Source organism: Pseudomonas sp. RIT-PI-S (assembly GCF_025642975.1).
GTDB lineage: Bacteria > Pseudomonadota > Gammaproteobacteria > Pseudomonadales > Pseudomonadaceae > Aquipseudomonas.
Map to the genome: position 1 here is coordinate 13,489 of NZ_JANZKJ010000023.1, position 23,231 is coordinate 36,719.

Consider the following 23,231-nt stretch of genomic DNA (forward strand, 5'->3'; position numbering starts at 1 on the left):
ACATGGAACTCGACCTCTGGACCCAAAGCCTGGTCACCGCGATGACCGCACTGTGGACCAAAGTCGCCAACTTTATTCCCAACCTGTTTGGCGCCCTGGTGGTCGTGTTGTTGGGCTTCGTGGTAGCCAAGCTGCTCGATGCCTTGCTCTCGCGCGTGCTTGCCAAGCTCGGCCTGGATCGCCTGATGGCCGGGACCGGCTTGACCAAGCTAATGGGCCGCGCCGGTATTCGAGTGCCTATCTCCACGCTCGTGGGCAAGATCGTTTATTGGTTCGTGCTGCTGATCTTCTTCGTCTCGGCGGCCGAGTCGCTGGGCCTGCAGCGGGTTTCCGCGACCCTGGACGTGCTGGCGCTGTACCTACCGAAGGTCTTCGGCGCGGTGCTGGTGCTCTTGGTGGGGGTGCTGCTGGCGCAACTGGTCAACGGCATCGTCCGTAGCGCCGCGGAAGGCGTGGGTATCGAATATGCCGGTGGCCTGGGTCGCGTGGCTCAGTGGCTGGTGATCGTCATCAGTATCTCCGTGGCGATCAGCCAGCTCGAGATCAAGACCGACCTGCTCAACCATGTAATCGTGATTGCGCTCATTACCGTCGGTCTGGCTGTGGCACTGGCAATGGGCCTGGGCAGCCGGGAGATCGCCGGGCAGATTCTCGCTGGCATCTATGTGCGCGAGCTGTACCAAGTAGGCCAGCAGGTGCGCATTGGAGAGCTTGAGGGCCATATTGAAGAGATCGGCACCGTGAAAACCACAGTGCTCACGGATGATGGAGAGTTGGTGTCTTTGTCCAATCGGATCCTGCTTGCGGAGAAGGTCAGTAGCCGCTGAGCGTGCATATTCTGCTAGTATGCCCGCCGCGAAAAACCGCCTGGCCTGTCTGGGTGAGCGGTAGAACTGACCTGACCTGCGGCCCGAACCGTTTTGACTAAAGTGCAAACGCCTTCCTTGCGATACGACCCACGAGCGCTCTCTGACGAGGAACTGGTGGCACGTTCGCATGAAGAGCTTTTCCATGTGACCCGCGCGTATGAGGAGCTGATGCGCCGCTATCAGCGCACGCTCTTCAATGTATGCGCCCGTTATTTGGGGAACGATCGGGATGCTGATGATGTCTGTCAGGAAGTGATGTTGAAGGTGCTGTATGGGCTGAAGAACTTCGAAGGCAAATCGAAGTTCAAGACATGGCTCTACAGCATCACTTACAACGAATGCATCACGCAGTATCGGAAAGAGAGACGAAAGCGCAGATTGATGGATGCGTTGAGTCTCGATCCGGTCGAGGAGGCTTCGGAGGAGAAGGCGCCGAAGCCTGAGGAGCGCGGCGGTCTCGACCGCTGGCTGGTGTATGTGAACCCGATTGATCGTGAAATTCTGGTATTGCGCTTTGTCGCTGAACTGGAATTCCAAGAAATCGCGGACATCATGCACATGGGTCTGAGCGCAACCAAAATGCGCTACAAGCGCGCGCTCGACAAGCTGCGCGAGAAATTCGCGAACGTTTTGGAAACTTAACGGCACGTGATTCTCTCTAACTGGCGTGCAAGTTCTGCTAGAATTGCCGCCGAGTTGTCCCACGCAGTCCTGGTGGGATCGCTTAACAATCACCAGATGGGGATTTAACGGATGAAACTGAAAAACACCTTGGGCCTGGCCATTGGCTCTCTTGTTGCCGCAACCTCTTTCGGCGTATTGGCACAAGGCCAAGGCGCAGTCGAGGGTGAGCTGTTCACCAAGAAGTACTACACCGACAGTTCTCGCGACCTGGACGACGCCAACCTGTACGGCGGTTCGATCGGTTACTTCCTGACCGACGACGTCGAGCTGCGTTTGGGCTACGACGGCATCCACAACATTCGGTCGAACAATGGCACCGGCAACCAGAAGATCCACGGTGGCGACGCTGCCCTGGACGCTGTGTACCACTTCGGTACCCCAGGTGTAGGCCTGCGTCCTTACCTCTCCGCTGGCTTCTCGCAACAGAGCATCAGCAACGTCGAAGCTCATGGCCACAGCGGTCGTGACCACTCCACCTTCTTCAACGCAGGTGGCGGTGCCAAGTACTACTTCACCGAAAACGTCTATGCCCGTGCTGGCGTTGAAGCCATGTACAACATCGACCGCGGCGAAACCGAGTGGGCGCCAAGCGTAGGTGTTGGCGTGAACTTCGGTGGCGGCGCCAAGCAGCAGGAAGTGGCCGCAGCGCCGGCTCCGGTTGCTGAAGTGTGCTCCGATTCGGACAACGACGGCGTTTGCGACAACGTTGACAAGTGCCCGAACACCCCTGCCAACACCACCGTTGACGCTGATGGCTGCCCAGCCGTTGCCGAAACCGTACGTGTTGAGCTGGACGTGAAGTTCGACTTCAACAAGTCGGTCGTCAAGCCTAACAGCTATGCCGACATCAAGAACCTGGCCGACTTCATGAAGCAGTACCCGGCTACCAGCACCACCGTTGAAGGTCACACCGACTCCGTTGGTACCGACGCTTACAACCAGAAGCTGTCCGAGCGCCGTGCATCGGCCGTTCGTGACGTGCTGGTCAAGCAATACGGTGTTGAAGGTTCCCGCGTGAACTCCGTTGGCTACGGTGAAAGCCGTCCGGTTGCCGACAACGCAACCGACGCTGGCCGTGCGATCAACCGTCGCGTAGAAGCTGAAGTCGAAGCTCAAGCCAAGTAATTGGGCTGAGCATCGGAAGAGCCCGGGCAATCGCCCGGGCTTTTTTTTGCCCGTTTTCTGCCGCAGCCCTGCGGGATTCTCTATACTGCCGGCTGTTTTTCGACCCATGCCGAGCAAGCCGACCATGTACGACCTGGCCCGCCAGATGCTGTTCAAACTGTCCGCGGAAACTTCCCACGACCTGTCGCTGGACCTTATCGGCGCCGGCGGGCGGCTGGGCATCAACCGGCTGCTGACCAAGGCACCCGCGCGTTTGCCTACCACGGTGATGGGCTTGCAGTTCGCCAACCCAGTAGGGCTCGCTGCTGGGCTCGATAAAAATGGCGCTGCCATCGATGGCTTCGCCCAGTTGGGTTTCGGATTCGTGGAAATCGGCACCGTGACGCCGCGCCCGCAGCCCGGCAACCCACAGCCCCGGTTGTTCCGCCTGCCGCAGGCTACCGCGATCATCAACCGCATGGGGTTCAACAACCTCGGCGTCGATCATTTGGTAGAAAGAGTGAAAGCGGCGCGCTATGAGGGCGTGCTGGGGATCAATATCGGCAAGAATTTCGACACCCCGGTAGGGCGTGCTCAGGACGACTACCTGCTGTGCCTGGAAAAAGTCTATGCCCACGCCAGCTATGTCACGGTCAACGTAAGTTCGCCCAATACCCCGGGCCTGCGCAGCCTACAGTTCGGCGATTCACTCAAGGCGCTGCTCGACGCGCTAGCCACCCGCCGTGAGGCCTTGGCACTCGCCAGCGGGCGCCGGGTACCGCTGGCGATCAAGATCGCCCCCGACATGACCGACGAGGAAACCGCCCAAGTGGCCTCGGCGCTGATCGCGACGGGCATGGATGCGGTGATCGCCACCAACACCACGCTGTCCCGTGAGGGCGTGCAGGGCCTGCCTCACGGCGATGAGGCTGGCGGGCTCTCGGGAGCACCGGTGCGCGAAAAGAGCACACACACCGTTCGTGTGTTGGCGGCCGAGCTCAAGGGGGCTTTGCCGATCATCGCGGCGGGCGGGATCACCGAGGGGCGGCACGCGGCAGAGAAAATCGAAGCGGGCGCGAGCTTGGTGCAGATCTACTCTGGTTTCATTTACCGCGGCCCGGCGCTGATCCGTGAAGCTGTCGACGCGATTGCGGCCATGCCGGTAGGTGCCCGGGTGGGGTTCTGAAGCGGGGGCGCCGCGGGGCGGTGCCCCCGTTGAGGCCCGGCAACCGTGGTTGCATGGGCCGCCGCCGTTCAGGCGGCAAGGAGGAGAGAGCCTGTCGGGTGTCAGCCGACCGCGTGAAGCTCGTTGAGTCTATGGAGCCCGGCCGTACCGGTCATGCCATCCCAGTTGTCACCACGTCCTTCTCGCCAACCGTTGATCCACGCCTGACGAACCGAAGGTAGGGTAAAGGGGCAAAGCTCCCGGGATTTGCCATGGAGGCCGTTCTGATAGCCGCGAAGAAATGCTCGTTCCAACGGATCACGCTTGAGTCTTCTCATAGGGTGTAGCCCTCGTCTGTTGACTTATGTCCCGTCGGCCACTGCTGGGCCGGGCAGTATTCAACTGCCGGTGATGGAGCCTGCTGCCGGCGTCGCAGGCCAGGAAGACGCGCCGTTGCAGCGCGGCCTGAGGTCAGTTCTAAACAACCTTGAAGGCCGAGGGAATGAACGTTTTGTAATAACAACGTAATCTTTAGTGCATCCCGCCATATGAATGTACTGCACCCGGCGCTGTTGGAGGCGCCCAAGCCTTTGATTTGACTGGAAGGGAACCGCCTGGATTCGGCTTGGCTCAGCGAAGCGACCTTGCTGAGGCGTTGGGAAAAAGTACGACCAGAGGTCGTGGTAATTGTTTCTGGATGATTTTTCACACTGTCAGGGCGTCTAAACCCTTTTTACGCAAGGGGCGTTCTTGGCGGCAGGCACTCAGAGTGCCAAGGCAGCGCTGGCGGAAACAGCGCTCGATTAACCGGCCCGGCGGATGCGTTCGCGGGCACTTTACAGGCGTTATGCAATGTCGGATGTATTTGAGATCTACCTGACCTGCCCCAAGGGCCTCGAAGGGTTGTTAGCGGAGGAGGCTGCCACCCTAGGCCTAGCTGAGGTGCGTGAACATACCGCCGCCGTGCGAGGCCAGGCGAGCATGGAAACCGCCTACCGCCTGTGCCTGTGGTCGCGCCTGGCAAACCGGGTGCTGTTGGTGCTGAAGCGCTTTTCCATGGCCAATGCCGACGACCTGTACGCCGGAGTGCGCGAGGTAGAGTGGGCCGAGCACCTGGACCCAGCCGGTACCCTTGCGGTGGAGTTCAGCGGACATGGCTCGGGTATCGATAACACTCACTTCGGCGCCTTGAAGGTCAAGGATGCGATCGTCGACAGCCTCCGCGGCCCGGATGGCCAACGCCCCGGCGTAGACAAGTTGAATCCGGACCTGCGCATCCACCTGCGCCTGGATCGTGGCGAAGCCATTCTTTCTCTGGACCTGTCCGGCCACAGCCTGCATCAGCGCGGCTATCGGCTGCAGCAGGGGGCTGCGCCGCTCAAGGAAAACCTGGCGGCGGCCATTCTTATCCGCGCCGGATGGCCGCGGATCGCTGCCGAAGGCGGTGCCTTGGCAGACCCCATGTGCGGTGTGGGGACCTTCCTTGTAGAGGGGGCGATGATTGCCGCCGACCTTGCACCTAACCTGCGTCGGGAGCGCTGGGGCTTCAGTGGTTGGCTCGGGCATGTGCCGGCCGTATGGCGGAAGGTTCACGACGAGGCCAGCCAGCGAGCACGCGACGGCCTTGCGCGCAAGCCTGCCTGGATTCGCGGCTATGAAGCCGACCCTCGGCTGATTCAACCCGCCCGGAACAACATCGAGCGAGCTGGCTTGAGCGAGTGGGTGAAGATCTACCAAGGCGAGCTCGCCACCTTCGAGCCGCGGCCAGACCAGAACCAGAAAGGCTTGGTGGTGTGTAACCCACCTTATGGGGAGCGCCTGGGTGATGAAGCCAGCTTGGTGTATCTCTACCAGCATTTGGGTGAACGCCTGCGCCAGGCGTGCCTGAACTGGCACGCGGCGATCTTCACCGCTGCGCCGGACCTCGGTAAACGAATGGGCATTCGCAGCCACAAGCAATATGCATTCTGGAACGGTGCGCTCCCGTGCAAACTGCTGCTGCTCGATGTGCTCCCCCAGCAGTTCGTCACGGGCGAGCGCCGTGCTGCGCCGGCAGCCGATTCTGCCGCGGCGGAGCCCGAGCTGCCCGCAGTGGCCGGTGAAGCCGCGCAAAAGGCGCGCCTGAGCGAAGGTGCTCAGATGTTCGCCAACCGTTTACAGAAGAACCAGCGCCAGTTGGGCAAATGGGCCCGCCGCGAGCAGGTGCAGTGCTACCGGGTATATGACGCGGACATGCCTGAATATGCCTTCGCCATTGACCTCTATCAGGATTGGGTACACGTGCAGGAGTACGCCGCGCCCAAGTCGATAGACCCGCAGAAGGCTCAGGCGCGCCTGTTCGACGCGCTGGGGGCGATCCCTGTGGCCTTGGGCGTGGACTCGAAGAACGTGGTGCTCAAGCGCCGCGAGCGCCAAAGCGGCACCCGCCAGTATGAGCGTCAGGCGACCCAGGGGGCCTTCATGGAGGTTGCCGAGGGGGGCGTGCGCCTTCTGGTGAACCTCACCGACTACCTCGATACCGGGCTATTTCTAGACCACCGGCCGATGCGTCTGCGCATCCAGCGTGAAGCCAGCGGCAAGCGCTTCCTGAACCTGTTCTGCTATACCGGCGCCGCCACGCTGCACGCCGCAAAGGGCGGGGCGCGCGCCACTACCAGCGTGGACCTGTCGAAAACCTACCTGGACTGGGCACGCCGTAACCTTGCCCTCAACGGTTATTCCGAGCGCCACCAGTTGGTCCAGAGCGACGTGATGACGTGGCTGGAAGAGGACCGGGGGGAGTATGAGTTGATCTTCATCGATCCACCGACCTTCTCTAACTCCAAGCGCATGGAAGGGGTGTTCGACGTTCAACGTGACCACGTGCGTTTGCTCGACCTGGCCATAGCCCGCCTGGCGAAGGGTGGAGTGTTGTATTTCTCCAACAACTTCCGCCGGTTCCAGCTGGACGATAGCCTGATGGCCCGGTATGCCATCGAGGAGATCAGCCGGCAAACCGTGGACCCGGACTTCGCCCGGAACGAGCGCATTCACCGGGCCTGGCGCATTCAGGCCCAATAGAGTCACCTTTTATCTGATAGAAGCAGGGGAGGCCATTCGCCACTGGTTAAAATAGTGGCCAGTGGCTATAACTGCTCGTGCCGGTTATCTACACACCCCGGCATTCAGAGTAACGGGTATGTCTTCGCAAGCAGGCAAGCCGAAAATTCTCGGCTTTATCGATGAGGGGGCCTCGGCCTGGCGAGTCGCGCTCATGGGGCTGGCGTTGGGTACGGTCGTGACGTCGGCGCTGGCGATCACCGCCGATGTGCTCGCCAGGCAGCAGGTTCGCCAACGCTTTGAGCTATTGGCCAGCGAGCGTACCGCACGCATCGAGGAGCGGCTGCTCGATCAGGCACAGCGGCTCGATAGCCTGCGGCGATTCATTACCTGGTCGCAGGGCCTAACCGAACAAAGCTTCGAGGGCTTCGCCCGGCCGTTGCTGGTGCGCACCCGAGCGTTTTCCTGGATGCCGGAGGTTCGAGCGCAGGAGCGCGGCGAGTTCGAAGCCAGGGCAGGGTTGCTCATTCGAGCCCTGAGCCCTAAGGGCGAGCTGGTGGCGTCACCGCCCGCCGACACCTACTTCCCTATTCTTTTCAGCACGTTCGCCAGGGCGGGTAGCAGCCCGTATGGGTTAGACCTATGGTCTCATCCGCTGCGCCGCGCCACGCTCAACAGTGCGCTCAACACGCATGGGCTGGCGGTGTCTGCGCCGTTGGATCTGCTAGGGATAGAGCCCCCCTACAGCCGTGGGGTAGTGGTCGTGGCGCCGGTGTATGACCTGCCCACACCCTCGACGAGCGAGGGCGCTGAGCGGCTACGCGGCTTCGTCAGCGCTGTTATCAGCCTGCACGAACTGCTCGCCGACGGGCTGCCAGGCCCTGGTGAAGATAACCTGAGCGTGCGCATCCTCGACCTCTCCAGCCCTGGCGAGCATGAAGTGCTCTATGCCTCCGGCGGGGCCTCGGGGGATGCCTCGCTCAAGGTGAGGCGCCTGCTGCACCTGGCAGATCGCGGTTACCAGATCGAGCTGAGCCCCAATGATGTGTTCATCAGCAGCAACCGCTCTGTGGTGGGCGCGGTGATCGCTACCTTGGGCACCTTGCTGACCTTGCTGCTCTGTACGTTGCTCTACAGCCTGGTCACGCAACGCCAACGCGCCCTGCGCCTGGTCAACCAGCGAACCGCCGAGCTGAGCCATAGCGAACATCAGCTTCGGCAAACCCATGGGCAGCTGCGCAATGTGCTGGACGCCGCAACCGAGGTGGCCATCATCGCCACGGACCTGACCGGCCTCATAACCACCTTCAATGCCGGGGCGGAGCGGATGTTGGGCTATAGCCAGCATCAGGTGGTGGGACGCCTGCGCCTGGGGGACCTGCACCAGCACGCCGAGTTGCAGGCGCAGGCTGCCGAGCTGCAAACGCGGCTAGGGCGCGCGGTGCCTCCTGCCCACGCCATGCTTCTTGAAGGCGATGCGTTAGGCTCACCCCAGGCCCATCACTGGACGCTGCTACGGCGCAATGGCTCACACTTGACGGTGAACATGCTGGTTACCGCCGTTCGCGACGAGCATGGCGAGGCTATCGGTTATCTGGCGGTGTGCATCGATATCACCGAGAGCCTGCGCACGCTGGAGGCCCTTGCCGCGCGTGACCGCCAGCTGGAGCAGCTCAGCGCCGAGGTCCCGGGTGGGATCTACCAGTTTCGCCTCAACGCTGATGGTACCTGCGCGTTCGAGTACGCAAGCCTTGGGCTACGAGACATCTACGAAATCGACCTGCAAGTCCTCGCTTCAGACGCTTCCCCGGTATTCAAGCGCATACACCCTGACGACCTGGAGGCCGTGCTCGACTCTATCGAGGCCTCGGCGCGCCAGTTGACCCGTTGGCAGGCGGAGTACCGTGTATGCCTGCCGATCCGGGGCGAACGCTGGGTGCGTGGCGAGGCCACCCCCGAGCCGTTGGCGGAGGGTGGGGTACGCTGGCACGGTTACCTGTCAGATATCAGCGACCTCAAACACGTGGAGCAGGAGCTTCGCCGGTTATCGGTGACCGATTCGCTCACTGGCGCCTATAACCGCCGCTACTTCCAAGAGCGCCTGGGCGCGGAGCTGGAGCGAGCCTGCCGCGAGCCTTCGAGCCTGGCGCTGGTGATGCTGGATATCGACCACTTCAAATGGATCAACGACCGCTTCGGCCATCCGGTGGGTGACCGCGTACTGCAAACCATCTGCCGGATCCTCGCTCAGCGCCTGCGCCGCAACGATGTGCTGTGCCGCCTGGGCGGGGAGGAGTTCGTGGTCTTGTGCCCAGGCAGCAATGCCGAGCAGGCGCGGCACTTGGCCACGCAGCTATGGCAGGCACTGCGCAGTACGCCCATCGACGGCGTAGGTAACGTGACCGCCAGCTTCGGCGTGGCCGGATGGCGCGCCGATGACACCGCCGAAGCGCTGCTGGCGCGGGCAGACGCGGGGGTGTACCTGGCCAAGCAGAGCGGGCGTGACCAGGTGGCGGAAGGTTAAGGAAGCGCGGCAGTGCTTGCGGTGCGTGGCTGGTTGTACAGGTCCAGCAGCACCTGGTCGAGCACCGAACGCGCGCCCCACGGCTTGGGATCGTTGAGGATCGCCACGACCGCCCAGGTGTTGCCGTTGACGTCCCGGCTAAAGCCGGCGATGGCGCGGACGGTGTTCAAGGTGCCGGTCTTGATATGGCCCTCACCCGCCATGGCGGTGTGCTTGAGGCGTTTGCGCATGGTGCCATCCATGCCCACCAGCGGCATCGAGCTCATGAATTCGGCGGCGTAGGGGCTGCGCCAGGCCGCTTGCAGCAAGGTAGCCATCTCACGGGCGCTGACGCGCTCGTCACGTGACAGCCCACTGCCGTTTTCCATCACCAGGTGCGGTGCGGTAATGCCTTTTTTCGCCAGCCACTGACGGATCATCCGCTGGGCTGCCTTGGCGTCATCCGGGTCGGCATCGGTACGAAATTGCGCGCCTATGGTCAGGAACAACTGCTGGGCCATGGTGTTGTTGCTGTACTTATTGATGTCACGGATGATTTCGGCCAGGTCTGGAGAAAATGCGCGTGCCAGCAGGCGGGCGTTGCGCGGCACCGAGCCGTCGCGGTCGGCACCGCTGATGCTGCCGCCAAGCTCCGACCAGATGGCGCGGATGGCGCCTGCCGAGTAGGCAAAGTGATCGAGCAACGAGAGGTAGGTTTGCGAGCTGCAACCGTCAGCCAGTTGGCCGCTGACCACCACGCTGATTCCGTCGGGCTGGGGGACTGGGTTATAGCGCACTTCGCCCGTGCATTTGCTGCCCGGAATCGCCTTGACCTGGTTGTCCAGGTGGATGGTGCCCACGGGCGGTTCCACCGCCACGGTGACCTTGCCCGCATCGTTGCGCGCGACGAAGCGCAGGGCCTTGAGGTTGATCATCAACGCATCGGGGCGGACCAGGAAGGGCGCGTTCTCGTCGTTGCCGTCGTCGTTGAACACCGGCAACTGGGGCTGCTTGAAGAAGCTGCGGTCCAGCACCAGGTCGCCGGTCACCTGCTGGACGCCGTTGGCGCGCAGGTCGCGCATCAACAGCCAGAGTTTTTCCATGTTCAGCTTGGGGTCCCCACCGCCCTTGACGTAGAGGTTGCCGTGGAGCACGCCATTGCTCAGGGTGCCGTCGGTATAGAACTCGGTTTTCCATTGGAAGGTAGGGCCCAGCAGCTCCAGCGCGGCAAAGGTGGTCACCAGCTTCATGGTCGAGGCCGGGTTCACCGACACATCGGCATTGAACAACGTGGTGGAGCCCGGCCCGCTCAGGGGCACCAAGGCGAGTGACAGCGCATTATCGTCGAGCTTGCTCGCCTTGAGTGCCTGCTCAACCTTGGGCGTGAGGCTGGCAGGGGCGGCATGAAGGGGGGTGACGAGGGATAAAAGCAGGCTGGCGACAAACAACGGGCGCATGGTTTTGATCATGAACAGATAGCTCTATGGCACGCTTGGGAAAAGGAGCATGGAAAGATGAAGGCTCCCGCTAACGTTGCGCATTATGCATGATGCGCCGCCAGCCTGGGCGTCGCCCGGGACCGGCCGTAGGAAATTTTCTATGCGGTGCCACGCCGGCCAGTAATTGTCATGCTGAACTGGTAAAGTGCCGCGCTTGAAACTCATGAGGAATGACACAATGGCTACAAACCGCTCCCGCCGCCTGCGCAAGAAACTCTGCGTGGACGAATTCCAGGAACTGGGCTTCGAACTGAACCTGGAGTTCAAGGAAGACCTGAGCGAGGCCGAAATCGACGCCTTCCTCACTGCTTTCCTCGACGAAGCGATGAAGGCCAACGGTGTGGACTACGTTGGCGGAGACGACTTCGGCCTGGTGTGCCTGGCCAAGCGTGGCTCGGTCAGTGAAGAACAGCGCGCCGCCGTTGAAGCCTGGCTCAAGGGCCGCGCAGAGCTGACCAATGTCGAGGTCAGCCCGCTGTTGGACGTGTGGTACCCGGAAAAGCCGATCAACCCGGCTGCCTGAGGCACCCGGTGTGTCTGCAGGGGCGGCCCAGGCTGCCCCTGCATTGATCAGATCACCCCATTGCGCTTGGCGACTTCCAGCAGTTCGACCAGCGATTTCGCCTTGAGCTTGTGCATCAGGCGCTTCTTGTAAGTACTGACCGTCTTGTTGCTCAGGAACATGCCGTCAGCGATTTCCTTGTTCGTTCGGCCTTGGGCGAACAGTTGCAGCACCATCAGCTCCCGATCGTTCACTTGGCGAAACAGCCCTAGCTCCGCGCTGCGCTCAGGGTCGTCGCTGCTATCTAATGCCTGGCTGGGGAAGTAGTTATAACCGGCGAATACCGCCCGGACCGCGCTGAGCAGTTCGGTCAGGTCCTCCACCTTGCACACGTAACCGGCTGCGCCCAGCTGCATGCAGCGGATGGCGAACAGCTGCGGTGCCTGCGCGGTGAGCACTAGCACGCGGTAAGGCATGTCCATGGCCTGGAAGCGTGCCAACACCTCGAGGCCATCGAGCCTGGGCAAGCTGATGTCGAGGATGACCAGCCGCGGTGCGCATTCACGCACCAGGCGCATGCCGTCCACCCCGTTGTCGGTTTCCCCGACCACTTCGTAGCCTTCGTTTTCGAGCACCATCCGTACTGCTAAACGAATGACCGGATGATCTTCAATGATAAATACCGAGCCCATTCCCGCTTCCTTACTGCAATCAGGAGCGGGACATTAGCTCAGTTGGCCTCGGCAGCGGCAGGGAACCCGGGGCTGGCCCGGGTTTATCAGAGTTTTCCGCGCGGCGCGCTCATCACACCGGAATAGCGCGGCCAGTCATTTCACTGGCCATCTCGCTGGCGTAGCTGTCGGTCATGCCGGCGATGAAATCGATCATGCGCAAGAAGGCGGCATGCAGGGGCCAGCTAGGCTCTGGCGCATTGCCGCCCATGAGGTCGAGAATGCGCCGGTTCTTGAACGACAGCTGCCGTCCGCCGTGCTGTTCCAGCGCGGCCCCGCAAAAGGCATTGAGCAGGACTTCAAGCGTGGTGTAGGCGCCGATTTCGTGGAGGGTCTTGCGCTTGTCCTGGAAGATCTTGTGCCGGGCGATCTCTTTGGCGCCCAGCACGCAGAGCTTGGCCGGCCCATCTATGTGTTCAACGAGATCGCCGATCAAGGTGCCGGCGAGCAGTGCGGGCTGCTGCTCGACGAACGCGCGTGCCGCGGCGTTGGTCAGGTGTTCGATCGCCTTGCCGCGAAGGATCGCCAGCTTGCGCCGGCGTGAGTCTTGTGGGCCGAGCTGGCGGTAGGTTTCCGGCAGGTCATCGCCCACCAGCCCGAGCAACAGCGCTTCAACCTCCGCATACTCGAGCAGTTCCATCTCGAGGCCGTCCTCAAGGTCGATCAGCGCATAGCAGATGTCGTCGGCCGCCTCCATCAGGTACACCAGGGGGTGGCGCGCCCAGCGCCCTGGCTCGAGCAGCGGCAGGCCGAGGCGCCCGGCAATTTGCTCGAGCAGTGGCAGCTCGCTCTGGTAACAGCCGAACTTATGCTTTTTATACCCCAGCGAGTCGGCATGCCGGGCCGTCCAGGGGTACTTGAGGTAAGTTCCGAGTGTGGCGTAGGTCAGCCGCATGCCACCTTCGAACTGGTGATATTCCAGTTGGGTCAGCACGCGCAGGCCCTGTGCGTTACCTTCGAAGTTAAGGAAATCCAGGCGCTCGGCCTCGTTCATGCTATCGAGCCAGCCGCGCCCGGCCGCTTGTTGAAACCAGGAGCGAATGGCGTCCTCGCCGGAATGGCCGAACGGCGGGTTGCCGATGTCGTGCGCCAGGCAGGCGGACTGCACCACCATGCCCAGATCCGCCGCGTCGCACCAGGCGGGCAACTCGCCGCGCAGGGTCTCGCCCACGCGCATGCCCAGTGAGCGCCCGACGCAGCTCACTTCGAGCGAGTGGGTCAGGCGGGTGTGGATGTGATCGTTACTCGAAACCGGGTGGACCTGGGTTTTACGGCCCAGGCGGCGAAAGGCACCGGAAAAGATGATCCGGTCGTGATCCTTGTGGAAAGGGGTGCGGCCGAGCTCTTCAGTGCTGAGCAGGGGTTTGCCCAGCCGCTCACGGGTGAGCAGTGTTTGCCAATCCAAGGCGCTTCTCCGTCATTGATCCAGGCTAGCTTCCCGCCATCCCGGTCACACCGCAACCGCTAAAGCGTTGCGGCGTCCACGTCGATCAACAGCAAGCGCTGGCCATGATCGAAAAACTGCCCGGCGGTGAGGCAGTATTGGTTGGTGGTGGCATCGCGATAGGTGTTGGACAGTATCAGCCGGCGCTCGTCCCAGCCTTCGGCGAGCAACTGGTAAAAATATGGCCGCCATGACCAGTTGTGGCCCACATAACTGTCATCCAGCTGCCAACCGCCTCGCCGCCAATCCAGGTTAGGGGTCAGCTGGGTGCCATGCCGGTCACACTGGTAAAACCGCAGCATCCACGGATAGGCCGTCATGTCTGGCAGTTGAGCCGCCACCCCACCTGCCTGAGCCCAGCCCTGCAGGCGAGCCATCAGCTCGACCAGTTCGCCGCGCAGTTGCATCAGCCGGCTGCGCTCGGCCAGCTTGTTTCGCACGTAGGTCTGGCGCAGCCTGGCGAAAGGCGCCACGAAGGCATCCGCCGCGAAGAATCCGGGCTCGGCCGCGGCAAACAGATAACCCTGCACGTAGCGTGCGCCGCACTCCAGGGCAAATTGCAGCTCCGCTTCGGTTTCCACGCCCTCGGCGATGATCCAGCAGCCGGTTTTCTCCGCCATCAGGGCCAGTGCCTTGACCACCTCGCTGCTTGGCCCGCCTTTCGCGGCTGCCTGAAACAAGCGCATGTCCAGCTTGAGGATGTCTGGCTGCAAGGCTAATACCCGATCCAGCTGGGAATAACCGGCGCCGAAATCATCCACGGCCACTCGCGCGCCTGCCTGCCGATAACCGTGCACCACCTCGGCCAGGCGTTGGTTGTCACCGCTCAATTCAACGATTTCAAATACGACCCGGGCGGGGTCCACGCGGTGCCGGGCGAGTTGCTCGAGGCTCGGCAACTGCTGCCCGGGTTTAAGCCGGGTCATCCAGCGCGGGGACATGTTCAGGCTCAGGAACCAGTCTGCTGGGGCTTCGGCGAAGCGGGCCAGCGCATTGTCGCGAATTTCTCGGTCTAGCTCGCGCAGCGCGGCCACTGGCAGTTGATGCTCGGCGAACAGTGGGCCTACGGAAGTGAGCGTACCGTCGTCGTGGCGCAGCCGGCCTAAAGCCTCAACGCCGGCGATGCGGCCGGTGGCGGTGTCGATAAAGGGCTGGAAGCAGGCCAGCGGCTGCCCGTTGAACACAAGGACTCCTCAAGAAGGGGGCCCTTCACACACTGCTCGGGGCCCATCCGGCTTGCGCTGCAAGAATGCAGCCAAGCCGGCTTGAGGTGGGTCAGCGCCTGCTGGCGCCCTGGAGCAGCTTGAGCAATGGCACCAGGCTCACTGCAAGCTTGGCCAGGCGCGCGGCCGCGCCGATCCCGCCCTTGCGGGCGCCTTTGCCGGAGAAGAACCCTAGCAGGCTGACAAGGCCAACCCCCCACAACGGCGCATGGCGCACACCCAGGTTCTTGTTCAGCCCCTGGCCCATCGTGCGCAGGCGCGAGAAGGGATTCACCAGTTGCCGGGACTCCTGGCGGATTTCCTGACGGTGCATTTCCATGCGCAGGCGTATCAAGGCCTTGCGCATTTCACGGCGGGTAGCCCCATTGGGCACGCTATGTCGGTTCATGGCAGCAGTCGCTCCCGATCATTGGCGAGCTCTTCAAGGGTTGCATGGAAGGGCGAAGACTCGTCGAAAATCGCGGCCTTGAGCCGCATCGCGCAGAACAGGCCCGCCAAAACATAGAACACGCACAGGCCAATCATCCCGGGAATGCGGTAGTTATCCCAGAGCAGGATCAGGATCAGCCCAGACAGTGCCACCAGCGCAAGCAAGGCAAACACCAGCGCCAGGCCCGCAAATAGCAGCAGGCTGAGGGTGCGGGCCTTTTGCTCCTGTAGCTCGATGCCAAGCAACTCGATATGGCTGTGCAGCCATCCGAGCAAGGCGCCCCCCAGCCGACGACCGTGGGAGCCAGTAGTTTCGCCCCCAGGTGGCAGCTGGGAGGTGGAGTCGCGATCCGGGTTCATATCAGCGCCTTGTAGCCAGCAGGCCTACGAGAAAACCTACCCCCGCGGCAATGCCGATGGCCGGAAGTGGATTCGCCTGAACATAGTCTTCAGCCACTACCAGCGCGGCCGCGCCTTGCTCGCGCAGCTGGGCTTGGGTTTCCCTGAGCCCGACCTTGGCCTTGGCCAGGCTTGCCTTGATCTGCTCGCGCAGTTCCTCTGCCTGCTCTCCAGCCAGGGTGGCGGTATGTTCCAACAGTTTCTCGGTGTCGCGGATGAGGGTCTGGAAGTCGGCGGTCAGCACGTCTTGCGCGGTGTTCACGATGTCGCGGGTCATGGGCGTCCTCCTTACATTGGCTTTGAGGTTCGAGTGCCGTTTCGTCGTCAAGGTTCAGCACGGTGGCGCTACATTTTTCCGCCTTGTGCTGGTGCACCGTGAGTGAACCGCCACGGTGCATGACCTCGGGCCTTGAACCATAGAAGGGCGCGGTCGTGCGCCGGTCGGCCGTGGCCGATAGGCCAACGGGGGGCTAAACTGTAAGCTTCGCGCCCAAGGTCCAGCGCCATGTGCCCTGAATGCCAGCTCTTCGTCATTCTCAATTGCCCTCGCTGTGCGCTGGCCGAGGCTGCGCTGCTGCCGCTGGTGGAGCATGGCCTGTGGGTGGAACTGATCGACCTGCATCAAGCGGGCGGCGTGCCTTCGAGCTACGAGGCCCGCGCGCCCCTGCTGCGCCGGGTAGACACCGGAGCTGTACTGGCCTGGCCGTTCAACCCCGATCAAGTGGTTCACTTTCTGAAATAACCTCCTCTGTGCCAAAGCGTTCAACCCCGTTGCACAATGCCTCCCGAACGGATTCGCGCAAGCCTGGCAGACGAGCGTTCGTTGCCTTTGTCCCCATGTGTTTATATGCTGTATAAAAATACAGTGGGCATGCGGCTTTGCGCCAGCACACTAAGGAAAGCAACGTGATCAACATTCAGCAGCTCAAAACCAGTGTGAACCGCATGACCCCAGAAACCGTCTTCGAAGCGGTGCTGGATCTCCGCTTGGACGGCCTGGTTATGGAAGGCAAAACTCCGTTCAGCAAACTCCATTTCAATACCTGCTTCGCTGAAATCGAAGCATTGTTCCAGCGCGCTGGATATCACCAGCGCCTGGACGTCGTCGGCCTTCAAGGCCAGGCCTATGCCTTGTTCGATCCCGCCCGTTGGGACGCGGTAGAGGTTTTGCGCTGGCTCGAAGCTCAAGCCAAGGCACTGGCTGCCGGGCACAAGCAAAGCGTGGTGCTTTGATCCACGGGCAGACAAGAGGATAATCCTGGCCCGCCCTGTGGAGCCTGCCGATGCCCGCGTCACCCTTCGATCCATCCCTGTCCCAGGCCAGCACCCTCTGCCTTCCGGTAGGATGCTGGGCTACCGTTCTGGATTGCCTTGCCGACCATTTTCCTGCGGTTGGCCGGGCCCAGTGGGCCGACCGCTTCGCTCGCGGTCGAGTACTGGACGCGCAGGGGCAGCCGTTGGGCTCGGAGCAGCCTTATCGCGCAGGGTTACGCGTGCATTACTACCGCGAAGTGCCTGTAGAGCGGCCAATACCCGTACAGGAGCGTGTGCTTTTTGAAGATGAGCACCTTCTGATAGCGGACAAGCCGCATTTTTTGCCGGTAACCCCAGCGGGCGAGTTCGTCGAGCAAACGCTGCTGCGCCGTTTGATACGGTCCACGGGCAATGCTCATTTGGTGCCGCTGCATCGGATCGACCGGCACACCGCGGGCTTGGTGATGTTTTCGACCAACCCGGCGACCCGTGGCCCTTATCAGCAGCTGTTTCCTACGCGGCGTATCGAAAAAACCTACGAAGCCGTGGCTTCCGCCTTACCCCACCTGGCCTTCCCGCACGTACGGCGCAGCCGCATCGCCCGAGGAGAGCCCTTCTTCTGCATGCGCGAGGTGGACGGGGAGCCTAACAGCGAAACCCGCATTGAAGTGGCCAGCGCGCAAGGGGCGGTGTGGCATTACCGCCTGTTTCCGGTGACCGGCCGCACTCACCAACTGCGCGTGCATATGGCCGGCCTGGGCGCGCCTATCTGCAACGACCCGTTCTACCCTTCCACTGCGCCGGCGGGCGAGCCGGACAACCTTGCTAGGCCGCTCCAGCTGCTGGCGCGTGCGCTGGCATTCAATGATCCCCTCACCGGCGAGGCGCGTAGCTTTCAAAGCCAGCTTGGCTTGCAGGTGCCCTAGCGCTCGCTGCCGGTAATAAATCGAAACTGGAAAAATCCTGATTTGATAGGTTTTTTTACCGCAGCTTTATCGCAGAGCGAAACGTTGAACTATTATCGCGGCCTTGTAACTTGGCTTGGAGGCCATATGCAATCTCGTCGAGTGTGGCGTCGTTACACGCTATATGGCGCCGCCTTGCTGGCCTTGGCCGCTTGCGATCAGCACCCCGCGCCGGCGGTTCCGGCCAAGCCGCGAGTGCAGATCGTCACTGTCAAGCCAGAGCCGCTGGCGCTGTTCGCGGAATTGCCAGGCCGTATCGAGGCTGTGCGGGTGGCGGAGGTACGCGCGCGGGTCGCCGGTGTAGTGCTTGAGCAGCGCTTCACCGAGGGCGCGGACGTTAAGGCCGGAGAGTTATTGTTCGTCATCGATCCGGCCCCGCTGCGGGCCGTCCTGGCGCGGGCCGAGGGTGAGCTGGCGCGCAGCGCAGCGCAGGTGCAGGACACCCAGGCCCGTTTGAAACGTGCCGAGGCCTTGGCCGGGGAGGGTGCGGTAAGTGGCCAGGACCTGGACAGCGCGCGGGTCAGTTTTTCCGCTGCCAAGGCGGCGCGACAAAGCGCCGAAGCCGACGTCGAGACCGCGCGCCTTAACCTTGCCTACGCGTCTGTGCGCGCGCCGATTTCCGGGCGCATCGGCCGGGCCCTGGTAACCGAGGGGGCGTTGGTCGGCCAAGGAGAGGCCACGCTGATGGCGCGCATTCAGCAACTCGACCCAGTCTACGCCGACTTCAACCAGCCCGTTGTGGACGCGTTGCGCTTGCGCGAAGGGCAAGGTACCGCTTCCGGCCAGGCTAAGCTCAGCCTGCAGGTTGAAGGGCTGCCCCGCCAGGTGGAGGGGACGCTGTTGTTCAGCGATGTGAGCGTCGATCGCCAGACCGGCCAGGTTAGCCTGCGCGGGCGCTTTCCTAACCCGGACCACTGGCTGTTGCCTGGCATGTATGTCCGTGTGCGGGTGCCGCAGGGTAACGACCCGGCGGCGATCATCATCCCCCAGCGGGCGGTACAGCGCGGCCAGGATGGCCAAGCGCAGGTATTGGCGGTGGCCGAGGACGGTACCGTCCAGGCCCGGGCAGTGGAAACCGGAGCGATGCTGCCTGACGGCTGGCGCATAACGTCCGGGCTTGCGGCCGGGGACAAGGTTATCGTTGGCGGCCAAGCCAACGTGCATCCCGGTGACAGCGTCGACGCTCAGTTGGCGGCGCAGCCATGAAGCTGCCTGCTTTCTTTATCGAGCGGCCCAATTTCGCTTGGGTCGTGGCGTTGTTCATCTGCTTGGCCGGCTTGCTGGCCATTCCTCTGTTGCCAGTGGCGCAATACCCGAGCGTGGCCCCGCCGCAGATCACCATTACCGCGACGTACCCCGGCGCCTCGGCCCAGGTGCTGGCCGATTCGGTCAGCAGCGTAATAGAGGAAGAGCTCAACGGCGCCACTGGCCTTTTGTATTTCGAATCCACCAGCAACTCCAATGGCATTGCCGAGATCGTGGTGACCTTCCGCCCGGGCACCGAGCCCGCGCTCGCTCAGGTGGATGTGCAGAACCGCATGAAAAAAGCCGAGGCGCGTATTCCCCAGGCGGTATTGAACCAGGGGATCGACGTTCAGCAGACCAGCGCAGGTTTTTTGCTGATCTATGCCATGAGCTATAAGGAAAGCGCAGCTCGCCAGGATCCGGTGGCATTGGCCGACTATGCCGCGCGTAACGTCAACAATGAAATACGCCGCTTGCCCGGGGTGGGCAAGGTGCAGTTCTTTGCCTCCGAGGCAGCGATGCGGATCTGGGTGGACCCGCAGGCGCTGATCGGCTATGGGCTTGGCATCGACGATGTACGCGCCGCCATCGCGGCGCAGAATATCCAAGTGCCCGCCGGTGCATTCGGCGCAGCCCCTGGCGCGCCGGGGCAGGAGCTTACGGCCACCCTGGCGGTTCAGGGCACCTTGGTGACACCCGAACAGTTCGGCAACATCGTGCTGCGGTCCAGCAGCAGTGGCGCCCAGGTCGCGCTCAAGGACGTAGCGCGCATTGAGCTGGGTAGCCAGGATTACAACTTCGCGACTCGGCTCAACGGCAGGCTGGCGGTCGGCGCGGCGATCCAGTTGGCGCCCCAGGCCAATGCCCTGGCGACCGCTGATGCCGTGCGCAAGCGCCTGGGTGAGCTTGAGGTCAACTTCCCGGCAGATATGGAATGGTCCATCCCCTACGACACGTCGTTGTTCGTGAACGTCGCTATTGGCAAGGTGATACAAACCCTGGTCGAAGCCATGGTGCTGGTGTTCCTGGTGATGTTCCTGTTCTTGCAGAACATCCGTTACACCCTGATCCCGGCCATCGTCGTGCCGGTCTGTTTGTTGGGCACGCTGGCGATCATGTATGCCCTGGGTTTCTCGGTGAACATGCTGACCATGTTCGGCATGGTGCTGGCGATCGGCATCCTGGTGGATGACGCCATCGTGGTAGTGGAGAACGTCGAGCGAATCATGGCGGAGGAGGGCGTGGGCCCAGCGGCCGCCACGGCCAAGGCGATGGGGCAGGTCGCAGGGGCTATCGTGGCGATTACCCTGGTGCTCGCCGCGGTATTCCTGCCGCTGGCCTTCATGTCCGGCTCGGTGGGGGTGATCTATCGGCAGTTCTCGTTGTCACTGGCGGTCTCGATTCTGTTCTCCGGGTTCGTCGCGCTTACCTTCACGCCCGCGCTCTGCGCTACGTTGCTCAAGCCTGTTGCTGCGGGCCATGCGGATAAAACCGGCTTCTTCGGCGCCTTCAACCGCGGCTTCGGCCGCCTGACCCAACGCTACAGTGCCTTGAACGAGGGGTTGTTCAGGCGCGGTGGCTGGGCAATGCTCGGCTACCTAACACTCGTTGCCCTGCTGGGGTATGGCTATCTACGCTTGCCGGAGTCCTTCGTGCCGGTCGAAGACCAGGGCTACCTGATCGTCGACGTGCAGCTCCCGGTAAACGCCACCCAGGCGCGGACCTCCGCGACTGGCCAGGAACTGGAGCGATTCCTGGCCCAGAATCCGGCGGTGGCCTCGACGTTCTTCATCCTTGGTTATAGTTTTTCTGGCATGGGCGAAAACGCCGCGCTGGCGTTTCCCACCTTGGTCGATTGGAGCCAGCGTGACGCAAGCAGCTCGGCCCAGGCGTTGAGTGCCAAGGTCAACGAGCGCTTCTCATCCAATATGGACGGTGCTCTGATGGCTGTGACCCCACCCCCGATCGACGGCCTCGGCAGCTCGGGCGGCTTTGCCTTGCGCCTGCAAGACCGCGCCGGCCTGGGACGCGAGGCCCTGCTGGCGGCACGGGACCAACTGCTCGGCAAGGTGGCGCAGAACCCGGCGTTCCTCTACGCGATGATGGAAGGGCTGGCCGATGCTCCGCAGCTGCGGCTGAACATCGACCGGGAAAAGGCGCGGGCGTTAGGCGTCGATTTCAATACCGTCAGTTCGGCGCTGGCCAGCGCCTTCGGCTCGGCTGCGGTTAACGACTTCACTAATGGCGGCCGGCAGCAGCGGGTGGTGATTCAGGCTGAACAGCGTTCGCGCATGACACCGGAACAAGTGTTGCAGTTGCAGGTGCCCGGCAGTTCCGGCGCACTGGTGCCTCTGGCGGCGTTCATCACAACCCGCTGGGAAGTCGGACCGGTGCAGATTGCGCGCTATAACGGTTACCCCAGTATTCGCATCAGTGGTGACGTGGCCCCGGGGGTCAGCAGTGGTCAAGCCATGGCGGAGCTCGAAACCGTCCTCGCCACGCTGCCGCCGGGCATCGGCTATGAATGGACCGGCCTGTCTTACCAGCAGCGCATTGCCAGTGGCCAGGCGGCTCAACTGTTCCTGTTGGCCATCGGCGTGGTGTTTCTGTTGCTGGTGGCGCTTTATGAGAGCTGGGCCGTGCCAGTGGCGGTGATGTTGATTGTGCCGGTTGGTGCCCTTGGAGCTGTAGCGGCGGTGTCGCTATTGGGTATGCCAAACGACGTGTACTTCAAGGTCGGCCTGATCACGATCATTGGCCTGGCGGCGAAGAACGCGATCCTGATCGTCGAGTTCGCCCGCTCTTTGCTCGCCGAAGGGCACAGCTTGCGCGAGGCGGCGCTGACCGCCGCGCGCCTGCGCTTGCGGCCAATCATGATGACGTCGCTGGCGTTCATGCTCGGCGTGGTGCCGCTGATGCTCGCCAATGGCGCCGGCGCAGCCAGCCAGCGGGCCATCGGTACCGGCGTATTCGGCGGGATGCTCAGCGCGACCCTGCTCGGCGTGTTGCTGGTGCCAAGTTTCTTTGTCTGGGTGATGAGGCGGCGGCGCTGACCGAGCATAAGGGGGCTCGGCACATCGAGGCCCCCTTGAGGGCAACGCCGCTCAGGATGAGCCAGACACAAGAAAGCCCGCGCAAGGCGGGCTTTCAGGGGGCGTTTCGGCAGCTGATAGATCAGCTCGAAACCGAGAGGTGGTCGGAGAGACAGGATTCGAACCTGCGGCCTTCTCGTCCCGAACGAGACGCGCTACCTGGCTGCGCTACACTCCGATGACACGAAGCATATCGCCGTCCGCCAGCCTCTGCAACCCTTTGATCCCGTGCCTTTTATGCCAGGAATCAAAGCTCTTTGACGGTACGCACTTGATCCTTGTTGACGCGAGTCTGCTTGCCATCGAGCTGCTCGATTTCATAGAAACCGGACTCTTCGTCATATTTAGGCGTGTCGACCGCCTGGATTTCACGGCCGTCATTCAAGGTGATGACCGTTGGCGTGGAGCATCCCGCCAGTGCGGCCAGGCCGGCTGCGAGCATCAGTGCGGGAAGGATCCTGTTGGACATTGCGAATCTCCGGAAAGTGTTCTTCTTGACCCTCGTAAGACGTAACGCACTCCTGCAAGTTCCTCACTCAAGTGCGCCGCCGTTGATCAGGGTCAATGTATTGAAGTTGCGCAACCGTGGATCGCCCTCCGGGCAGTCCAGCGCTTGCGGTTGCAAGGCCAGCAGCACCCTCCGCGGGCTGCGTTCGCCATTTGCCCATGCAGTTTCGAACGCTGCCCGCGCCGAGCACGGTAGCACACACAGCAGCGGCTCCCAGGCCCCGCCCTGGCGGATGATCAACGGGACCTCAGGCGCCTGGGCATGGAGTGCGAGCATGCGGGTTATTAACTCGGCATCCAGGCCAGGCACATCGCAGGGCAGCACCAGTAGCCTCGCGTATCGCGCCCGGGCCAGCCCGGCGCGAAGCCCCGCCATTGGCCCGGGAAACCCCGGTTCGCTGTCGGCGGCGAGTTGATCGGCATACGGGGCGTAGCAGTCGGCGTTGCGGTTGCACGAGATGATCAGGTCATCTGTGAGCAGGCGCACCAGGGCATGCAAGTGAGCGATCATCGGCGCGCCTTGCCAGGTCAGCAGGCCCTTGTCTTGGCCGCCCACCCGAGCGCCTTGGCCTCCGGC

General features: G+C 62.5%; 22 protein-coding genes and 1 tRNA gene. 12 read left to right on the forward strand and 11 right to left on the reverse strand.

Annotated elements, in window-relative coordinates; all coding sequences use genetic code 11:
* Positions 1–2 precede the first annotated feature (2 nt).
* The 4 genes from OGL93_RS21780 to OGL93_RS21795 all read left to right on the forward strand — a co-directional run bounded on the left by OGL93_RS21780 (position 3) and on the right by OGL93_RS21795 (position 3,843).
* Positions 3–827: a mechanosensitive ion channel domain-containing protein gene (locus tag OGL93_RS21780; RefSeq protein ID WP_263265102.1), complete on the forward strand. Its 825-nt coding sequence runs from the start codon at positions 3–5 to the stop codon at positions 825–827.
* 93 nt (positions 828–920) lie between these two features.
* Positions 921–1,511 carry an RNA polymerase sigma factor SigX gene (gene sigX, locus OGL93_RS21785; RefSeq protein WP_263265103.1) on the forward strand — a complete coding sequence of 197 codons (591 nt, stop codon included), beginning with the start codon at positions 921–923 and terminating at the stop codon, positions 1,509–1,511.
* 111 nt (positions 1,512–1,622) lie between these two features.
* Positions 1,623–2,678 carry an OmpA family protein gene (locus OGL93_RS21790; protein ID WP_263265104.1) on the forward strand — a complete coding sequence of 352 codons (1,056 nt, stop codon included), beginning with the start codon at positions 1,623–1,625 and terminating at the stop codon, positions 2,676–2,678.
* Positions 2,679–2,802: 124 nt separating this feature from the next.
* Positions 2,803–3,843 carry a quinone-dependent dihydroorotate dehydrogenase gene (locus OGL93_RS21795; protein ID WP_263265105.1) on the forward strand — a complete coding sequence of 347 codons (1,041 nt, stop codon included), beginning with the start codon at positions 2,803–2,805 and terminating at the stop codon, positions 3,841–3,843.
* A 101-nt stretch (positions 3,844–3,944) separates the two neighbouring features.
* Here the strand turns inward: OGL93_RS21795 and OGL93_RS21800 are convergent, their stop codons facing one another.
* Positions 3,945–4,160 carry a ribosome modulation factor gene (locus OGL93_RS21800; RefSeq protein ID WP_263265106.1) on the reverse strand — a complete coding sequence of 72 codons (216 nt, stop codon included), beginning with the start codon at positions 4,158–4,160 and terminating at the stop codon, positions 3,945–3,947.
* Positions 4,161–4,674: 514 nt separating this feature from the next.
* On the opposite strand from OGL93_RS21800, the gene rlmKL reads away from it, so the two are divergent.
* Both rlmKL and OGL93_RS21810 read left to right on the forward strand, forming a co-directional pair.
* A complete protein-coding gene (gene rlmKL / locus OGL93_RS21805; RefSeq protein ID WP_263265107.1) occupies positions 4,675–6,882 on the forward strand; it encodes a bifunctional 23S rRNA (guanine(2069)-N(7))-methyltransferase RlmK/23S rRNA (guanine(2445)-N(2))-methyltransferase RlmL in 2,208 nt (735 codons plus the stop codon).
* Between the two features lie 118 nt (positions 6,883–7,000).
* On the forward strand, positions 7,001–9,385 hold the full coding sequence (locus tag OGL93_RS21810; RefSeq protein ID WP_263265108.1) for a diguanylate cyclase: 2,385 nt from the start codon (positions 7,001–7,003) through the stop codon (positions 9,383–9,385).
* On the opposite strand, the gene dacB is transcribed toward OGL93_RS21810, so the two are convergent.
* The gene (gene dacB / locus OGL93_RS21815) at positions 9,382–10,833 is read right to left on the reverse strand and encodes a D-alanyl-D-alanine carboxypeptidase/D-alanyl-D-alanine-endopeptidase (protein ID WP_263265109.1); all 1,452 of its coding nucleotides are present in this window, start codon (positions 10,831–10,833) and stop codon (positions 9,382–9,384) included. The genes OGL93_RS21810 and dacB overlap by 4 nt on opposite strands.
* A gap of 208 nt (positions 10,834–11,041) precedes the next feature.
* Here dacB and OGL93_RS21820 point away from each other — a divergent pair, with 208 nt between their 5' ends.
* A complete protein-coding gene (locus OGL93_RS21820; protein ID WP_263265110.1) occupies positions 11,042–11,386 on the forward strand; it encodes a YggL family protein in 345 nt (114 codons plus the stop codon).
* 47 nt (positions 11,387–11,433) lie between these two features.
* Here the strand turns inward: OGL93_RS21820 and OGL93_RS21825 are convergent, their stop codons facing one another.
* The 6 genes from OGL93_RS21825 to OGL93_RS21850 form a co-directional block, all read right to left on the reverse strand.
* Positions 11,434–12,057: a response regulator transcription factor gene (locus OGL93_RS21825; RefSeq protein WP_263265111.1), complete on the reverse strand. Its 624-nt coding sequence runs from the start codon at positions 12,055–12,057 to the stop codon at positions 11,434–11,436.
* A 112-nt stretch (positions 12,058–12,169) separates the two neighbouring features.
* On the reverse strand, positions 12,170–13,501 hold the full coding sequence (locus OGL93_RS21830; protein WP_263265112.1) for a deoxyguanosinetriphosphate triphosphohydrolase: 1,332 nt from the start codon (positions 13,499–13,501) through the stop codon (positions 12,170–12,172).
* A 59-nt stretch (positions 13,502–13,560) separates the two neighbouring features.
* Positions 13,561–14,724 (reverse strand): EAL domain-containing protein, encoded by a 1,164-nt coding sequence (locus tag OGL93_RS21835; RefSeq protein ID WP_263265113.1) that lies wholly within the window; start codon positions 14,722–14,724, stop codon positions 13,561–13,563.
* A 91-nt stretch (positions 14,725–14,815) separates the two neighbouring features.
* Positions 14,816–15,151 (reverse strand): hypothetical protein, encoded by a 336-nt coding sequence (locus OGL93_RS21840; RefSeq protein ID WP_263265114.1) that lies wholly within the window; start codon positions 15,149–15,151, stop codon positions 14,816–14,818.
* A complete protein-coding gene (locus OGL93_RS21845; RefSeq protein WP_263265115.1) occupies positions 15,148–15,552 on the reverse strand; it encodes a phage holin family protein in 405 nt (134 codons plus the stop codon). Before OGL93_RS21845 ends, OGL93_RS21840 begins: the two co-directional genes overlap by 4 nt.
* A 1-nt stretch (position 15,553) precedes the next feature.
* Positions 15,554–15,868: a DUF883 family protein gene (locus OGL93_RS21850; RefSeq protein ID WP_263265116.1), complete on the reverse strand. Its 315-nt coding sequence runs from the start codon at positions 15,866–15,868 to the stop codon at positions 15,554–15,556.
* Between the two features lie 228 nt (positions 15,869–16,096).
* Here OGL93_RS21850 and OGL93_RS21855 point away from each other — a divergent pair, with 228 nt between their 5' ends.
* The 5 genes from OGL93_RS21855 (at position 16,097) to OGL93_RS21875 (ending at position 22,108) form a co-directional block, all read left to right on the forward strand.
* On the forward strand, positions 16,097–16,333 hold the full coding sequence (locus tag OGL93_RS21855; RefSeq protein ID WP_263265117.1) for a glutaredoxin family protein: 237 nt from the start codon (positions 16,097–16,099) through the stop codon (positions 16,331–16,333).
* Positions 16,334–16,497: 164 nt separating this feature from the next.
* Positions 16,498–16,824, forward strand: coding sequence for a transcriptional regulator (locus tag OGL93_RS21860; protein WP_263265118.1), 327 nt, complete (start codon positions 16,498–16,500; stop codon positions 16,822–16,824).
* A gap of 50 nt (positions 16,825–16,874) precedes the next feature.
* Positions 16,875–17,771 (forward strand): pseudouridine synthase, encoded by an 897-nt coding sequence (locus OGL93_RS21865; protein ID WP_263265119.1) that lies wholly within the window; start codon positions 16,875–16,877, stop codon positions 17,769–17,771.
* 126 nt (positions 17,772–17,897) lie between these two features.
* The gene (locus OGL93_RS21870) at positions 17,898–19,016 is read left to right on the forward strand and encodes an efflux RND transporter periplasmic adaptor subunit (RefSeq protein ID WP_263265120.1); all 1,119 of its coding nucleotides are present in this window, start codon (positions 17,898–17,900) and stop codon (positions 19,014–19,016) included.
* Positions 19,017–19,018: 2 nt separating this feature from the next.
* Positions 19,019–22,108, forward strand: coding sequence for a multidrug efflux RND transporter permease subunit (locus OGL93_RS21875; RefSeq protein ID WP_263265124.1), 3,090 nt, complete (start codon positions 19,019–19,021; stop codon positions 22,106–22,108).
* A 140-nt stretch (positions 22,109–22,248) separates the two neighbouring features.
* Here OGL93_RS21875 and OGL93_RS21880 read toward each other — a convergent pair.
* The 3 genes from OGL93_RS21880 to mobA all read right to left on the reverse strand — a co-directional run.
* Positions 22,249–22,325, reverse strand: a tRNA-Pro gene (locus tag OGL93_RS21880).
* Positions 22,326–22,394: 69 nt separating this feature from the next.
* Positions 22,395–22,616, reverse strand: coding sequence for a YgdI/YgdR family lipoprotein (locus OGL93_RS21885; RefSeq protein WP_263265121.1), 222 nt, complete (start codon positions 22,614–22,616; stop codon positions 22,395–22,397).
* 63 nt (positions 22,617–22,679) lie between these two features.
* On the reverse strand, positions 22,680–23,231 hold a 552-nt coding region (gene mobA, locus OGL93_RS21890; RefSeq protein ID WP_263265122.1), incomplete at its 5' end, for a molybdenum cofactor guanylyltransferase.

Coding starts and splice junctions, on each gene's coding strand:
- OGL93_RS21780 (WP_263265102.1), top strand. CDS start 3: ATGGAACTCGACCTCTGGACCCAAAGCCTGGTCACCGCGATGACCGCA.
- OGL93_RS21790 (WP_263265104.1), top strand. CDS start 1,623: ATGAAACTGAAAAACACCTTGGGCCTGGCCATTGGCTCTCTTGTTGCC.
- OGL93_RS21795 (WP_263265105.1), top strand. CDS start 2,803: ATGTACGACCTGGCCCGCCAGATGCTGTTCAAACTGTCCGCGGAAACT.
- OGL93_RS21800 (WP_263265106.1), bottom strand. CDS start 4,160: ATGAGAAGACTCAAGCGTGATCCGTTGGAACGAGCATTTCTTCGCGGC.
- rlmKL (WP_263265107.1), top strand. CDS start 4,675: ATGTCGGATGTATTTGAGATCTACCTGACCTGCCCCAAGGGCCTCGAA.
- OGL93_RS21810 (WP_263265108.1), top strand. CDS start 7,001: ATGTCTTCGCAAGCAGGCAAGCCGAAAATTCTCGGCTTTATCGATGAG.
- dacB (WP_263265109.1), bottom strand. CDS start 10,833: ATGATCAAAACCATGCGCCCGTTGTTTGTCGCCAGCCTGCTTTTATCC.
- OGL93_RS21820 (WP_263265110.1), top strand. CDS start 11,042: ATGGCTACAAACCGCTCCCGCCGCCTGCGCAAGAAACTCTGCGTGGAC.
- OGL93_RS21825 (WP_263265111.1), bottom strand. CDS start 12,057: ATGGGCTCGGTATTTATCATTGAAGATCATCCGGTCATTCGTTTAGCA.
- OGL93_RS21840 (WP_263265114.1), bottom strand. CDS start 15,151: ATGAACCGACATAGCGTGCCCAATGGGGCTACCCGCCGTGAAATGCGC.
- OGL93_RS21845 (WP_263265115.1), bottom strand. CDS start 15,552: ATGAACCCGGATCGCGACTCCACCTCCCAGCTGCCACCTGGGGGCGAA.
- OGL93_RS21850 (WP_263265116.1), bottom strand. CDS start 15,868: ATGACCCGCGACATCGTGAACACCGCGCAAGACGTGCTGACCGCCGAC.
- OGL93_RS21855 (WP_263265117.1), top strand. CDS start 16,097: ATGTGCCCTGAATGCCAGCTCTTCGTCATTCTCAATTGCCCTCGCTGT.
- OGL93_RS21865 (WP_263265119.1), top strand. CDS start 16,875: ATGCCCGCGTCACCCTTCGATCCATCCCTGTCCCAGGCCAGCACCCTC.
- OGL93_RS21870 (WP_263265120.1), top strand. CDS start 17,898: ATGCAATCTCGTCGAGTGTGGCGTCGTTACACGCTATATGGCGCCGCC.
- OGL93_RS21885 (WP_263265121.1), bottom strand. CDS start 22,616: ATGTCCAACAGGATCCTTCCCGCACTGATGCTCGCAGCCGGCCTGGCC.